Consider the following 13,779-nt stretch of genomic DNA (forward strand, 5'->3'; position numbering starts at 1 on the left):
TTGTTGTCTGATCTGTCTATCTAATCACGCAGAACTTATAAGTAACAAAGTAAACAAGCCAGCCGGTCACTAAGTTTTTCATGTTGGTATATAGATACCCCCGTGCTGCAAGGATAAAACCCGAAGAATCGATAAATATTAAGATAGGCAAACAACAATCACAGCAGTTAGTTTAATATAGAAACGCAGCAGTTTTTGGTACAATGGAGTAAGAAATTGGCTGGTTATAGAAACAAGCAGCCTTCACATATTGCAGGTCCGATCAAATTGGTTAGGAGGAAATCATGAAAACATTTAAACTAATTTCTCTTGACGTGCTGGAAGATCAACATGAGGAAATCCGTCCACGGAACATTCCTTTGCTTGACGGGTTGATCATCAACCGGGAAGATGACCAAAACCGTTGGCTGCTCGAAGCTTATTTGGACAAGTCTTATGAGTCGTATTTCCATGCATTAAAAGAAGAGAATGAACAAGTGATGTTACAGGGGAAGATTACCAAAGAAAGTAACCAGCCGGCTACTTTCATGGCTTCTATAACCGATATCAACACAATTGGTGAACATATCAATGTGCTGTTTTTGAGCACCCTTGTCGACCGTAAAAAGGGAGAGATAGAGCGTACATTAAAAACATTGATAGAAGAAGGTTATCAGGGAGACGAATTGCTTGATGAATTTAAAGACAGGGTGTGAAAACTGTCCCGGCAACGCCGGCTGTTGGTGAAAACGGCCGGTGCGCTTTGATCCGATCCTTACGTGAGCTGTCCCGGCTCATTTTTTGGAATTTTTCAAAAGTCGTCTGCTGGCTGTCTTCCTTGGAATGATCGGACTCAAGACCTTTCCGTTATTTGCAGCACACAGTCAACGTTCCTTCGAGGGGACAGATAGTAGCCTGGAATGAATCATGAACTTGAGGGGGCCTGTCACTATGGTAAACAAACCAGAAGAAGAAAAGGAGTATCTGCGATTTCCGACAAAACACCAATTTTCACACAAAGCTGGCAAGACCGTTGATCGATCTCTAACTGTTTTTTATATTGGTTTGGATTCTTTAAGACAGATTTTTTATACATATAATGTAAAGAATGAGACAGGTTTTCTCAGGAAATGTGCTGACAGGATTCATCATTTTTGTTCAGAAATAGTGGTGACAGAGGGAGGCGAAGGGTTGTTACTTCATGTTCATGGTCTCCCTAGTAAGAAGGCGGCTGAACAACTGGCCCGCAAGGTCATCGAAGGATTTTCGGAACCTTTCTTGATGAATGGAACAGAAATTTTTTTGACTGTGAGTTTGGGTATTTGCCAGGATTTCGATCAAGGAAAGTCCCGAACCGAGTTGATCAAAGGAGCGGAGATGGCATGGACGTTAATAAAAGAGAAACCGGGAAGTAATTTTCACTTTTTCAGTCCGGATATCCTCACTACATGGAAGGACACATTCAACCTGGAGTTTTCTTTGAGAAAAGCATTAAAAGCAAATCAATTCGAACTCCATTACCAGCCGCAGAAAGACATAAAAACGGGAGGGATCGTCGGATGTGAGGCTTTATTAAGATGGAAACATCCCGATGAAGGCTATATCCCGCCAGATCACTTCATACCATTGGCTGAAAGCAGCGGAATGATGATTGAATTGGGCGAATGGGTTTTACGGGAAGCATGCAGACGAAATAAACAATGGCATAGTAGTGGAACTTACCGCGGACTTATCGGCGTCAATTTATCAGCAAAGCAGTTACAACAACCCGGGATGGCAGAAAAGGTGAAAGGAATACTGGCTGAAACCGGTCTTTCTGCTGCGTATTTGGAGCTTGAAATCACAGAGAGTGCAGCAATTTTCCAAAACAATGAGGTGTTGGACAATCTCATGCAGTTGAAAGATCTAGGTGTTCACCTTTCCATCGACGACTTTGGTACGGGCTATTCCTCTTTGAGATACTTGAGTATATTTCCAATCAGTAAGTTGAAAATCGATAAAATGTTCATGAAACAAGAAGTACAACATAACCAGGCAATTGTAAAATCAATTATCAGCATGTCCCATTCCATGGAAATGAAAGTGATAGCGGAAGGTGTGGAAACAAAGGAACAGCTTGTTTTCCTGGAAAAGGAAAATTGTGATGAGGTGCAAGGTTATTATTTTTATAAACCACTTCCCCTCAAGGAAGCAAGCGAGTTGCTTTTGCAAGCACAGTGAAGGGATAAAATCAAACAAACCCCCCGACGACCGGGGGGCTGTTTTTGTTAGATGGTTGAATGAGGTTCAATTAGCAGTAGAAAGCTGCACCAACGATGATGAGTAAAATGAAGAGAACTACGATCAAAGCAAAGGAGTTACCATAGCCGCCGCCATAATAGCCGCCGACGTTGCCTCCGCCGCAGTAACCTCCACCATAAGGGTAACCAAAGGACATACATACTCACCTCCTGAATGTTTACAATTTACTATATGGAAAGTGCGGATGGTTTGTATGGACGTATGCCTATTAGAAAGAAAGTAAAGCAGGAATTGGGCGGGAGGGATAAGGGAAAAGCTTATTGCGGAAAAAGGACTGTTTCAACATACACTTCAACCTTTGGAAGCAGTCCTTTTCTGATTGTTGGTCATCCAGCCGACTCTTCCATTAGTGGAAAGTCGTCGGTATTTCATTCTTCACTGTTTTTTTCTTCTTCGCTGATCAGTTCACGCTTTCCTTTCAGCAGCCGGACTTGATCGTTTTCATAACCTGCTTCAAAACGGTAATGGTAAACTCTTGTAAAAACTTTATCAGGGCTGCTGCGCTCTTCATGCTTCACTTCCATGTTTACTTCTGCACGGTTGTTATCTTCGTTAAATTGGATATCCATTTCCGATGTCTTGGTATCCACGATATAGATGTAATCCTCACGGAATTGCTGGTAGCTCGTTTCCGTTTGCCAGTCACTGCCGAGCAGGGTATATGCATTGATGAAATCACGGATGGAGATACTTTCGAAAAAATAGTTGATCATATATTTAGCGTCTTCTTTTAACTTATCTGGATCCAATTCTTGAGCGTTGGCAATAGCACTTTCGTAATCCAGATTCTTTTTGTCTGCTTGTTCTGACCATTGTTTTGCTTGGTCGATCACTTGCTCCATCGGGATGCTGAATCCCATACTTCCATCATCCATTCCGGCAGAATTGACGGCAATCACTTTACCGGAAGCGCGATTTATGAGGGGACCGCCGCTGTTTCCGTGATTGATTTGTGCAGAGATTTGATAAGCATTCTCATAATCAAAACCATCAATTTCAAAGGAACGATTCAGCCCGGAAATTATTCCCAATGTAACAGAGTTTTGAAAGCCTAGTGGACTGCCGACAGCAAGAATTTCATCTCCCAGTTCAGCCTCGAAACTAGTGTCGAGAATCGCTGGAGACTGATTGGCGAGTTGAGGAACACGAATGACAGCGATATCGAGGTTATCCCCTTTTCCCACCAAGGCTGCAGTGTAAGTTTGAGCATTTGCGGTTTTGACATAGATCGTTTCGGCTTCTTCGACCACATGGGCGTTGGTTATGATATCGCCTTTGTCATTATATAAAAATCCGGAACCGATTTTTTCATTCCATTTATCCAACGCTTCTACCTGGACGACGTTTTTTTGTGATTGGTGAATAATCGATTTTAAATTCACTGTGTCCTGCTGTTCTTCAACTTGGTGAGCAAGCGTGTTTTTCAATTCCAGTGATCGTCCATCCCACTTTTGGTACATCAGAAACACTCCTGCCGCTCCGATAAATAGAAACAAAACGGTTAAAAGAACCGGAAGTATAAATTTTCTGTTTTTCATTATCTCACTCCGTCTTTCTGTAAGTCATTAGTCGAGGAACCATTTTACTTTCTCGATTTCTACATTGGAAGTATCCTTTGCTTTGGTATCAAAATGAGTGAACTCAAACTTGCCTTCCTCTCCTGGGTAGAGGGTATCCGGATATACATATACTTCATTGGTCAACAACTCATCGCCATCTGGATCGAGAATCTTATAATCAACCGATATGGAATAAACCGGGACCGTGGCGATACTTTTCAGTTTACCACTGACTACGGCATTTCCTTGTTCATCCTTGGAAATGGACACCTCGGTCATTTCGACGGCGTCATTTTTATTTTGATCCTGTTCTTTTTCTGCAGCGGTAACCGCTTGTTCGATTCGGTTTTGCTGTTCTGTTTCGAAGGCTGTTTTTTCTTTTTCTATAGTGGTTTGCAAGCTTTGCAGTTTGTCTGAATCGGGAACATAATTCAGCCCTTCTTCCACGACATCCCTTGCGTCGGTGAATTGTTTTTGGGACAACTGTTCATTCGCCGTCGAGAAAATGTAAGAAATGATTTGTTCTTCTATGCTTGCGGAGATGTTTTCCGCTTCTTCACTATTGATCGCCTTTGCTTGCCATAATAATGTTTTCAACTTTTCAATCGAGGGATCTTTTTCCATCGCTTCTTGTAATTGATTAAGCTGTATTTCACTTCGTTTTTCAACGACTTCGTCTATAATGACATCGACTGCTTCTCCGTCGTAGACCTTTAAATTATTTTCTGCTTCATCTATCTTTTCCAGAGATTTTTGGTAGTTTTCCTCTGATGCATAATCTGCTGCTTGTTTTAAGTCCAGCTTTGATTGGAGGGCAACCTCCATAAATGATTTATTTTCAAGGGCAGCAGGGAAATTCTCTTTTTCCCGAAGAGCTGTTTTAAAATGGACGAGCGCTTCGTCGTATGCACCATCCAAGGCTTTTTCTTCACCAGCCTTAAATGCTTCCTTGGCCTGATGAGACTGATGCTGTAAATAAAAATAGCCAAAACCGACAGCCACTATAGTGATAATGAAGGAGGCGACCGGTAAATACCAAATCCGTTTGCTGATCGTCGGTTCTGCAACACGATCATAGCGATCCTCCGGTAATTTTTTTCCGCATTGAATACAAAACAGTTCGTCATCGTTCGTTTTGCTTCCACAATATGGGCAATAAAGCATTAGCACACCCGCTTTCTTTTCTGGGAAACTAGTTTTATGTCGCGAGTCCCAAAGAATAGTTTACCACAATCCGGGCAACATCCGTACCCATTATTTGTTAATAAATTTTTGGGTTATGGGGGAAAAATAATCAAGAAAGACAGGCAATTCAGCAAAGTTTGATGGAGATGTTGCCGGATAGGAAACTATTGATTACAATAGAATCGGAGGTGTAGAGGATGATAAGTACTGCTTTGGCAATCGTTTCAGTCGGAATTCTTCTTTTGAATATCGGATACTGCATATTTGATAACAGTTAAAGGAAGCTTAAGCGATAAAACCTCCCGTTTTAAAATGGGAGGTTTTGCATGTCAATCACCTGTATGGGGAGTTTTGACCAGTTGTTTCAGCAGACGGGTGATATGCTTCTGGTAATCTTCATCATCGTTCAGTTTTATACCGAAAATATGATGATTGTAATGGCGTTTTTCCCAAACGACTGTTCCGACAGCCTGACAATCTGTTTTCATTAATTGGAAAGTAACTTGTACCATATCTCCTTTTTTTAGGGGACAAGCTTGCCCCTGTTTAACCCTGATGCCATTCATGCTGACGTCGAGAACGGAAGTGTGGTGGATCGTTTTTTCGTTTTCGGTGAGAATTTTTATCTTCCCGTTTATAGGAGAGGCAAACGTATACCGGTATGCCTCGTTGCGTTTATAGTACATCTGTAATCCTCCCAGGAAAATAGTACCTTGAATCTGGTCTATAATAATGTTTTACGTGGATAGGTGATATTGTCGAAATATCTGCCTATCTTTTTATTTTATCATAAATTGTTATAAAATTTTGTCTAATTTTGCGATTCCCTTTACTTATCCTAGTTCCTCTGACATAATCATGTAGGTTCAAAAAAAGAAAAAGTGAAAGGTCTTGGGAACGTTGAAGGGGAATATAGCGGGAAGAGAAATACATTATTTGCAAGAATCGATTGCTGAAAAACGAAGACAAATGATTCAGGCGGCAAACACAAATGGGCTATCCAGTCTCATTACCCTGAAAATCAGTCAAGAACTCGATGGTTTGCTTAATCAGTATACACGAGTCCGACAAGTGATCAAGTGAGATTCCAGAGAAAGACAAGCTAACTACATCCAGAAAAGCAAATGGAGGAATGAAATCAGCAAGCTGTTAGGAGGGTAACCAGGCCGAAGATGGATAATTCTCAGTCGCTTTTGGAAAAAATCGAATACTTACGCAACAAGATGACCAGCGTCGCCCTCCGCAAAGGCTTCACAAGCAATGAATCCATTTCATTAAGCCAGGAATTGGACCACTTATTAAACACCTATGAAAAGAGTAAAAAAAACAAGCATAGATCGTAGAAAAGCAAAGTACCTCAGCTAAATGTAAAACGGAACCTGCCGAGAGGGAAAGGGAGCGAATTGGCGTTGCGGATGCCGCCAAAGGAAAAGGAGGGGATGACAATCGGCAAGTAGGAAGTCTTCTGTTTTGACAGAAGATAGTAATCATGCTGATGCATTCCTTGTGTGACGAAGAACCTCATACAAGGAATGCATAGTGTTCAACTTTAGCAAGCACCAAGCACCCGGCTTTTTTACATGTTTCGCTCCAAAAACTTCTCCAGTCTGTTCAGTCCTTCTTCTAATGTGTGCAAATCATAGGCATAAGAAAGACGCAGAAACCCTTGTCCCCCTTCTGAAAAAGCATCGCCTGGAACAAGAGCCAGCCCTGCTTCCTCAACTAATCTTGACGCTAACTCATATGAGGAAATTCCATCTAGTTCTATACCGATGAAGAAATAAAAAGCCCCGTCAGGTTTGATGACGTTCAACCCCATATTCACCAGTCGTTCATATACATAATCACGTCTTTTTCTATACTGATGTCTCATTTCAATAGGGTCTTGTCGACCGTTTTTCAATGCTGCTATTGCAGCATGCTGACTGATGGAGGTGGCACAGGATACGTTATATTGATGAACTTTCAGTATATGTTGACATAGCCATGCGGGACACAGCAAGTAGCCGATGCGCCATCCAGTCATAGAGTGGGATTTTGACACGCCGTTGATTATGATGGTTTTCTCCCTGACTTGAGAAAATGTACCGAGTGAGATATGTTCATGCTCATATACGAGTTCACTGTAAATCTCATCTGCCAGAATAAAAATGTCTTTGTCAGCCAACAAATCGGCAATCTCCTGAAGTTCTTGCCTGTTAAGACTCATTCCCGTCGGATTGGAGGGATACGGGAGGATGATACATTTTGTTTTATTCGTGATGTGCGTTTCAATCAAATCTTTCGTCAGTTTAAAAAAGTTTGGGCGAGTATCGACGTGGACAGGCGTTCCGCCCGCCAGGCGGATTAAGGGTTCGTACCCTGGATAAACAGGGGAGGGGAGGATCACTTCATCCCCTGTTTCGATAATCGTCCTCAAGGTAATATCGATTGCTTGGGAAGCCCCGACTGTGACGATGACTTCATTGCTCGGATTGTAGGATAACTGGTAATTATCTTTTGCGAAGTCGGTGATTGCCTGACGCAAAGGGAGCAAACCGGCGTTATGTGTGTAAGTTGTCTGATTTTGATCGATCGCTTGTATGCCGGCGTTTTTCACATGATCAGGAGTAGGGAAATCAGGCTGCCCGATTGTCAGGGAGACGATGTCCTGCTTATCACTTACCATGTTGAAAAACTTTCTGATTCCTGATATTTGCAAGGATTTTACTTGGTCATTTAGAAGATGTTCCACATTTCCGACCTCCTGAAAAGTTCTCTAATTGTTCACACAATTATGATAAATGCAAGGTATTATTTTAGTATAATGAGATAGAGAGAGAATCAATCAAGTATATAAGGGGTGATCGTTTTGCGAAATCGTCCTTCCGCTTTCACCGAACTGGTGAAGAGAAATAAAGAGGAGTTGTTAAAAAACCCTCAAGAAATGGCAAAAATGGAAAAGAAACTCGATGCAAAACAAATAAAAAGAACCAAATAACCTGACTGGTAAACTGATGATACCATAATACAGAGTAATCTAAAACCAGAAAGGCCAAGGAACCGACATTGTCAAGGACAAAGGAATAAGCCAGGAAAACCGAACGTGCACCGATGCCAGCCCTCCGTGCCCGTTCGGTTTTTCCTTTGCTTTTTTTGTTGTTAGCTGGATAGGATCGTGATGGAACAACTATTTTCGCTTAAATTGGACGGTTTTTCCAGCGGATTTTCTTTTCCCCGCATTCCCCGTTTTTAATATTTGCTTGAAATGCATAAATTCGATATAATATTCCTATTTTGAACCTAGTAATTTCCAATTAAGCAAATTTGTCAAAGGATGTGTCTATATGATGCAGGAAGTCGGTTTGGTACTGGAAGGAGGCGGCATGAGAGGTGCCTATACAGCTGGGGTGTTAGATGCTTTTCATGACAGCGGGATTGTTTTCCCTTTTGTTGCAGGCGCTTCAGCTGGGGCTTGTAATGCTACTTCCTATGTAGCGGGGCAACGCGGGCGGAATTATAAAGTATTGGTCGAATATGGAAGCCATCCAGAGTATATCTCACTAAAAAGAGCTGTTACGAGGAAAGAGCTGTTCGGAATGGATTTTATTTTTGATGTTCTGCCGAATCAGCTTGTTCCTTTTGACTTCGCCTCTTTTTTTAACAGCAATATCCGTTTTGTGGTTAGCACCACTGATATCGACACGGGGGAACCAGTATACCATGATACTTTTCACTCGAATGAAGAATTACTTACTATCATCCGTGCTTCCAGTTCCCTTCCCTTTGTCGCACCTAGCATCTCCGTACAAGGCAGGAATTTAATGGATGGAGGAATCGTTGATCCCATTCCCTTGCAGCCATCAATCGATGCGGGAAACCGTAAGCATGTAGTGGTGCTCACCCGAAATCAGGGCTATGTGAAAAAACCAATGAAATTTTCCTGGTTGTTGAAACGGTCATTTAAAGAACATCCTGCGCTTGTCACAGCCATGCAAAATCGATATAAACGGTACAATGAGATGGTGAAGCGGCTGGAAGAGATGGAAAGAAATGACCAAGTATATATTATTCGGCCGAAACAGCCATTGGAAGTAGGCAGAATCGAACGAAACAAGTCCAAATTGGATGCACTTTATCAGCAAGGTTATCAGGAAGGGAAACAGCAAGAAGAGGCGGTTATTCGCTTTGCCAGTCCTGTGGAAGAGCCTCTCATGTCCTGAGAAGTATAAAGTCTGATGCAGGTGGATAGGCTGAAATCAAAGGGAATGAAGAGGTGAGCCTATGAACACTTGGATTGATAAATCTGAATTCGGTTTTACTTCCATCGTGAATAAAAATCAACTGCATACTTTAGGAATTTCAGATGATTATTTGTATGTTATATTGGGTTTCGTCACTATTTTGATTTGTTTTTGGCTGATCAGGCCGTTGGTAAGGTTTATGGTTTTGCTGAAATGGGATGATTTAATAGCCTATCTGATCGGCGGAATATTGTTGCTGTCTTCCTTGCTGCTCCTTATTCGGCCAACTGGGGAAGGGGTCCAAGGTCGAGGCGGCCAGCTATCCTATCTTTTGCTCGGTTTTGTGTTGTTCGGAGCTTGTTTATGCGTGCTGAAAGTCATCAAAACGATGGTTAAACATTTTAATAAACAAGCCGGATCGTAATGGGAAACGGTAAAAAATTCCTTTCTGCAACATGGCGAAGAAAGGAATTTTTTATGGATTTATACCCCTTTTCATACTATAGAGGATATATGGTAGCCGTGTTGTTTATTTTCCGTTTGCAGTCTGTTTGATATTATTGAGGTATTGTATGACTCAGCCTGCTATGATGTCGTCAAAAAGAGAAGGGCCGAGTTTTTCTAAGATTGCATGACATTGGATGTGCTCGGCTTTGTTTTTATAGGAGATGGAAGAATCACGGCGTCTGTTATTCTTCCCCTGTGACGCCCATCTCCTTCTGCATGGCGGTGTGCCATTTAATCGCATTTTCTGCCAATTCCACCGGTGAAGTATCGGAGATTGTGATAAAACTAACTGCTTCTCTGTTTCTGTCAGTCTGTTAAAAGCGTCTTTAAGAGTGGAAGATTGATCCATATATTTATTCAGCTCATAGAGAAAATCCTGTAACTCCAGCATACGAAAACCTCCTTTTACAAAACCATTTCCGAATGGAAACCGAACTAAACCAATAAATCGCTCTCAGGTAAAACAAATGGTTCTCTGTCCAATGTATGGTGTGATTTTTAAAGCCACTAACTCCTTCTCGAAAGGCTCCTTCCATCAAAAAGGCTATTATTCTCAAGCCGCAGAGGAAATAAACTCGCTTTCCGCGAACGAACGTCCGAGCCTTCTCGCAAAGCCGCCGCAGAGTCTCGGACGCCTGTTTTTTTAAAAGGTCTTGGCTTATTTCCTTTACTACGCACCATTTCACTCTAAAAAGGCAAAAACCGAAGGAACTCGAAGTCTAAAACATTCGAATTCCTTCGGTTTTTTATGCTATGTGCCCATCAATCAGTTGAAGTCTTGGTTGGTCAGTGCTTTTTTTGTTTTCTTCGCGGCCGTCTTTCCCACTGGCCGAGTGAAGAGGGAGTATAATAAGAAGAAGGTTGTTTACGATCGGTTTCCTTTTTATCAGGAAAAGACCATCCCAAATAAGAGGAGAGTATTTTTTTCGCCTGCGTCAGGCTCATTTGCGGCTTCGGATTGCGAAAATCTTTGTCAGTCGCGCCAAGATGTTTCACTTCTTGGAAATCTTGTTTGGCAGGCGGGACATGAAAGTAAAAGTCGCTTACTTTGACCAGCAGTGTGGAGTGTTGCCGACTTAACTTCGGTCGGTCAGAGAAATGCAAGCCGATTTTTTCGGCGTGTTTTTCCTCAAGCAATTTGTTGATTGCCTGCTTTTTCATATCGTACAACTGCCGGGGATTCGGGGCAGTCTTTGCATGGCGATTCACAATGAACAGCGCTTTGGCAATATCATTCAGACTGTTCGTTTTGTTATTCATATAACTGTCCTCCTTTTCAACGAGTTAGAGGTAAATGGGAAATAATATCCGGGCCAGGGAGAAAACCCCGGCCTGATGGAAAGTCCCTTAGTTGCTCATTTTTTTAATGTCTTCTACTATTTTGTCCATTTGCGCTGCTTTAGTGCCATCATAAGCTTTGATGGCATTTCCTTCCGGAGAAACCAAGTAAAAGCTTGTTGCGTGTAAATATTGATCGGAATCATCCAATTCTTCGACTAATGCTTTGAATGAATTAATCGAGAACTCTTTTATTTCGGAAAATTCATATCCCGTAAGCAAGTCCCAATTGTCGAATTCGCCTCCGCGTTCTTTGCTATACTGTTTCAACTTTTCAGGAGAATCGTGTTCTGGATCGATACTGAAAGAAACAAGACGTACATCCAGGTTTTCCTCTTTTAATTTATCCTGGAGACGAGCCATGTTAGCTGTCATTGGAGGACAAACTGTTTCACAGTTAGTGAATATCATATCAGCCACCCAAAACTGACCGTCCAAATCCTCTTTGGAAACTGTATTGCCATCTTGGTTTTTATAGGAAAAAGGTTCGACTTCATAGGAAAAGTCCCCTTCATATTTTGGTCCGCAGGCAGCCAAGAATAGCAGAGAAAAAATCCCTGCGGCCATTGTCATCCTTTTTATGCTCATCTCCAAAAACCTCCGTGAATCCTTGATCTGTTTGTCCATCATTTTAGCATGGCTGGTTAAAAAATACTATGTCCGTTCTGTGACGTATCTTTTTTAGCGTCGTGCTACTGTTTCGATTGTAGTTGAAAAAGAGTGATTTCAGGAGCACATAAAAAACGGTAGGGAAGCCTGGTGGTCCCTATCCCTCTGCTAACATACAACTGCAAGCGATCTCCAATCCGGTAATTCCCTTCAACATATTTCTCCGCGTAGGCGGGTGTGTAAATATGCCCGACCAATGGAATTTGCACTTGCCCCCCGTGACTGTGCCCGGAAAACTGTACATCTATCGGATATTGTTTTGCTTTGTCCGCATAGTCCGGTTCATGAATCATCACCATCGTAAAAGCATCTGGATCGGTCCCTTCCAAAGCCTTACTCAAGTCAGGACGACCGAGCATCACATCGTCCACCCCTGCCAGGGTGATGGAGTCATCGCCTTTCGTCAAGATCGCATGATTGTTTTGTAAAAGCTTGAAGCCGCCGGCATCCATGGCTTCTCTTACTATTTCTGTCCCATAACCCCCGTGATCATGGTTGCCGTAAATCCAAAACTTTCCCTCCGGCCCATGGATTTTTTTCAAGACATTTTTTATCCTCTGATCCCATTCAAACTGATCCGGTTCATCTACTAAGTCTCCTGTGAACAAGACAATATCCGGGTCATGACTGTTGATTTCCGCTGATAGCTGGTCTAATTGCTCTAGTGAATAATGAAAACCGACATGTGTATCAGAAAACTGCAGTATTTTTAACCCATCGAAAGATTTAGGGATTTTATCAGAAGTGAGTGTTTCTTTATGAAGTTTGAGCATGCCAGGTTCTATCTCTCTGGCATAATAGTAGGTTCCTCCTCCCACACCGAACAATGCAAGGACAGAAGCTGCCATTTTTTTAAGGAATGATCTGCGGTTCATCTATGTCCAAACCCTTCTTATGCTAGATTAATCTAGTAGCATTATAGCATGGAATGGAAATTTTGCATGGACATAAAAAAAATGAAGTGATGTGGAAGGGTTTTCATAGGTTCTATGGAAATGTTTAAGGGAGGGGGGATAGGAATGGAAAATGAGACAGTCATCATCACAGGAGGCTCCAGCGGGATGGGGAAGCATATGGCCAAACGAATGGTCGAAGGTGGAGCGAACGTAATGATTACAGGAAGAACGGAAAAAACTTTGCACGATACAGTGAAGGAATTGGAAAATGCCGGACAAGGCAAATCCGCCTATACAGTGATGGATGTCAGAGAACCCGACGAGGTGACATCTTTGTTGGATAATACGATTTCAACTTTTGGAGGGGTAGATCATTTAATCAATAATGCTGCCGGAAACTTTGTATGTGCAGCTGAAAAACTGTCCGTCAACGGCTGGAAAGCAGTAGTGGATATTGTTCTGAATGGAACTTTTTATTGCAGCCGGGAAATCGGTAAATACTGGATCGAAAAGAAGCAAAAAGGGAGTATTATCAACATGGTGGCGACCTACGCATGGAACGCAGGGGCTGGGGTCATCCATTCGGCGGCCGCAAAAGCCGGGGTGCTTTCGATGACCCGGACACTGGCGGTCGAATGGGGGAGCAAACACGGTATCAGGGTGAATGCGATTGCCCCCGGTCCAATTGAGCGGACAGGAGGAGCTGAGAAACTGTTCGAATCTGAGAGTGCAACGCAAAAAACACTGGAATCTGTTCCGCTTCACAGGCTGGGGAAACCGGAAGAAATTGCAGAGCTGGCATATTTCCTTTGTTCGAAACATGCTGCCTATATCAATGGAGAAGTAGTGACCATGGATGGAGGGCAGTGGTTGAATAAACATCCTTTTTAATTAATCCTTTCACAATTTAAGGATAAATCACTTTCCATTACAGAAACTCAATAAAGTGCAGGAATAGAACTCTTTTGTTACCCTGGTGTTTCAGCAAAAAGCAGACAGGGAATAATTCCGTTCATTCTTTGGCTGATGAGGGTTCGGGGCAGGTGTGGAGGAAGGATGAACGCTATTTGGAAAAGCTTGATTCATTTGCCCATACGATTCCAGCTCCGTATAATTTCAAAA

Annotated in this window: 16 protein-coding genes and 1 pseudogene; 8 read left to right on the forward strand and 9 right to left on the reverse strand. The window is 42.3% G+C overall.

The window, feature by feature from the left end; all coding sequences use genetic code 11:
* The first annotated feature begins 284 nt into the window (after positions 1 to 284).
* Together F6X55_RS06175 and F6X55_RS06180 are read left to right on the forward strand one after the other, a co-directional pair.
* Positions 285 to 695, forward strand: a complete 411-nt coding sequence (locus F6X55_RS06175; protein ID WP_026570533.1) for a YwpF-like family protein — start codon at positions 285 to 287, stop codon at positions 693 to 695.
* Between the two features lie 235 nt (positions 696 to 930).
* Positions 931 to 2,199: a putative bifunctional diguanylate cyclase/phosphodiesterase gene (locus tag F6X55_RS06180; protein WP_161993062.1), complete on the forward strand. Its 1,269-nt coding sequence runs from the start codon at positions 931 to 933 to the stop codon at positions 2,197 to 2,199.
* Positions 2,200 to 2,269: 70 nt separating this feature from the next.
* Here the strand turns inward: F6X55_RS06180 and F6X55_RS20400 are convergent.
* The 4 genes and pseudogenes from F6X55_RS20400 to F6X55_RS06200 form a co-directional block, all read right to left on the reverse strand.
* Positions 2,270 to 2,350 (reverse strand): annotated as a pseudogene (locus tag F6X55_RS20400) (YjcZ family sporulation protein); the annotation flags it as partial.
* Between the two features lie 298 nt (positions 2,351 to 2,648).
* The gene (locus F6X55_RS06190) at positions 2,649 to 3,818 is read right to left on the reverse strand and encodes a S1C family serine protease (protein ID WP_153462449.1); all 1,170 of its coding nucleotides are present in this window, start codon (positions 3,816 to 3,818) and stop codon (positions 2,649 to 2,651) included.
* Positions 3,819 to 3,845: 27 nt separating this feature from the next.
* Entirely contained in the window at positions 3,846 to 5,003 is a 1,158-nt protein-coding gene (locus F6X55_RS06195; protein WP_153462451.1) for a zinc-ribbon domain-containing protein, read from the reverse strand.
* Between the two features lie 350 nt (positions 5,004 to 5,353).
* The gene (locus F6X55_RS06200) at positions 5,354 to 5,710 is read right to left on the reverse strand and encodes a PilZ domain-containing protein (protein ID WP_026771424.1); all 357 of its coding nucleotides are present in this window, start codon (positions 5,708 to 5,710) and stop codon (positions 5,354 to 5,356) included.
* 205 nt (positions 5,711 to 5,915) lie between these two features.
* On the opposite strand from F6X55_RS06200, the gene F6X55_RS20190 reads away from it, so the two are divergent.
* Both F6X55_RS20190 and F6X55_RS06210 read left to right on the forward strand, forming a co-directional pair.
* Positions 5,916 to 6,107, forward strand: a complete 192-nt coding sequence (locus F6X55_RS20190; RefSeq protein WP_035426735.1) for an aspartyl-phosphate phosphatase Spo0E family protein — start codon at positions 5,916 to 5,918, stop codon at positions 6,105 to 6,107.
* Positions 6,108 to 6,196: 89 nt separating this feature from the next.
* Positions 6,197 to 6,367 (forward strand): aspartyl-phosphate phosphatase Spo0E family protein, encoded by a 171-nt coding sequence (locus tag F6X55_RS06210; protein ID WP_081704527.1) that lies wholly within the window; start codon positions 6,197 to 6,199, stop codon positions 6,365 to 6,367.
* A gap of 233 nt (positions 6,368 to 6,600) precedes the next feature.
* Here the strand turns inward: F6X55_RS06210 and F6X55_RS06215 are convergent, their stop codons facing one another.
* Positions 6,601 to 7,758, reverse strand: coding sequence for an aminotransferase A (locus F6X55_RS06215; protein WP_026570530.1), 1,158 nt, complete (start codon positions 7,756 to 7,758; stop codon positions 6,601 to 6,603).
* A gap of 108 nt (positions 7,759 to 7,866) precedes the next feature.
* Between F6X55_RS06215 and F6X55_RS06220 the strand changes: the two genes are divergently transcribed.
* The 3 genes from F6X55_RS06220 to F6X55_RS06230 all read left to right on the forward strand — a co-directional run bounded on the left by F6X55_RS06220 (position 7,867) and on the right by F6X55_RS06230 (position 9,671).
* Positions 7,867 to 8,004, forward strand: coding sequence for an FbpB family small basic protein (locus tag F6X55_RS06220; protein ID WP_268744588.1), 138 nt, complete (start codon positions 7,867 to 7,869; stop codon positions 8,002 to 8,004).
* Positions 8,005 to 8,350: 346 nt separating this feature from the next.
* A complete protein-coding gene (locus tag F6X55_RS06225; RefSeq protein ID WP_337189822.1) occupies positions 8,351 to 9,226 on the forward strand; it encodes a patatin-like phospholipase family protein in 876 nt (291 codons plus the stop codon).
* A gap of 61 nt (positions 9,227 to 9,287) precedes the next feature.
* Positions 9,288 to 9,671, forward strand: coding sequence for a hypothetical protein (locus F6X55_RS06230; protein WP_153462453.1), 384 nt, complete (start codon positions 9,288 to 9,290; stop codon positions 9,669 to 9,671).
* 153 nt (positions 9,672 to 9,824) lie between these two features.
* Here F6X55_RS06230 and F6X55_RS06235 read toward each other — a convergent pair whose 3' ends face one another.
* The 4 genes from F6X55_RS06235 to F6X55_RS06250 all read right to left on the reverse strand — a co-directional run bounded on the left by F6X55_RS06235 (position 9,825) and on the right by F6X55_RS06250 (position 12,636).
* Complete coding sequence (locus F6X55_RS06235) at positions 9,825 to 10,145, reverse strand: hypothetical protein (RefSeq protein WP_153462455.1); 321 nt, start codon at positions 10,143 to 10,145, stop codon at positions 9,825 to 9,827.
* Positions 10,146 to 10,540: 395 nt separating this feature from the next.
* Positions 10,541 to 11,014: a YkyB family protein gene (locus F6X55_RS06240; protein ID WP_153462457.1), complete on the reverse strand. Its 474-nt coding sequence runs from the start codon at positions 11,012 to 11,014 to the stop codon at positions 10,541 to 10,543.
* Between the two features lie 87 nt (positions 11,015 to 11,101).
* Complete coding sequence (locus F6X55_RS06245; RefSeq protein ID WP_153462459.1) at positions 11,102 to 11,680, reverse strand: SCO family protein; 579 nt, start codon at positions 11,678 to 11,680, stop codon at positions 11,102 to 11,104.
* Between the two features lie 104 nt (positions 11,681 to 11,784).
* Positions 11,785 to 12,636 carry a metallophosphoesterase gene (locus F6X55_RS06250; RefSeq protein ID WP_153462461.1) on the reverse strand — a complete coding sequence of 284 codons (852 nt, stop codon included), beginning with the start codon at positions 12,634 to 12,636 and terminating at the stop codon, positions 11,785 to 11,787.
* Positions 12,637 to 12,780: 144 nt separating this feature from the next.
* Here F6X55_RS06250 and fadH point away from each other — a divergent pair, with 144 nt between their 5' ends.
* Entirely contained in the window at positions 12,781 to 13,548 is a 768-nt protein-coding gene (gene fadH, locus F6X55_RS06255) for a 2,4-dienoyl-CoA reductase (protein WP_026570524.1), read from the forward strand.
* Positions 13,549 to 13,779 lie beyond the last annotated feature (231 nt).

The sequence above is a fragment of the Sediminibacillus terrae genome (assembly GCF_009602435.1).
Classification (GTDB): Bacteria; Bacillota; Bacilli; order Bacillales; family Amphibacillaceae; genus Sediminibacillus; species Sediminibacillus terrae.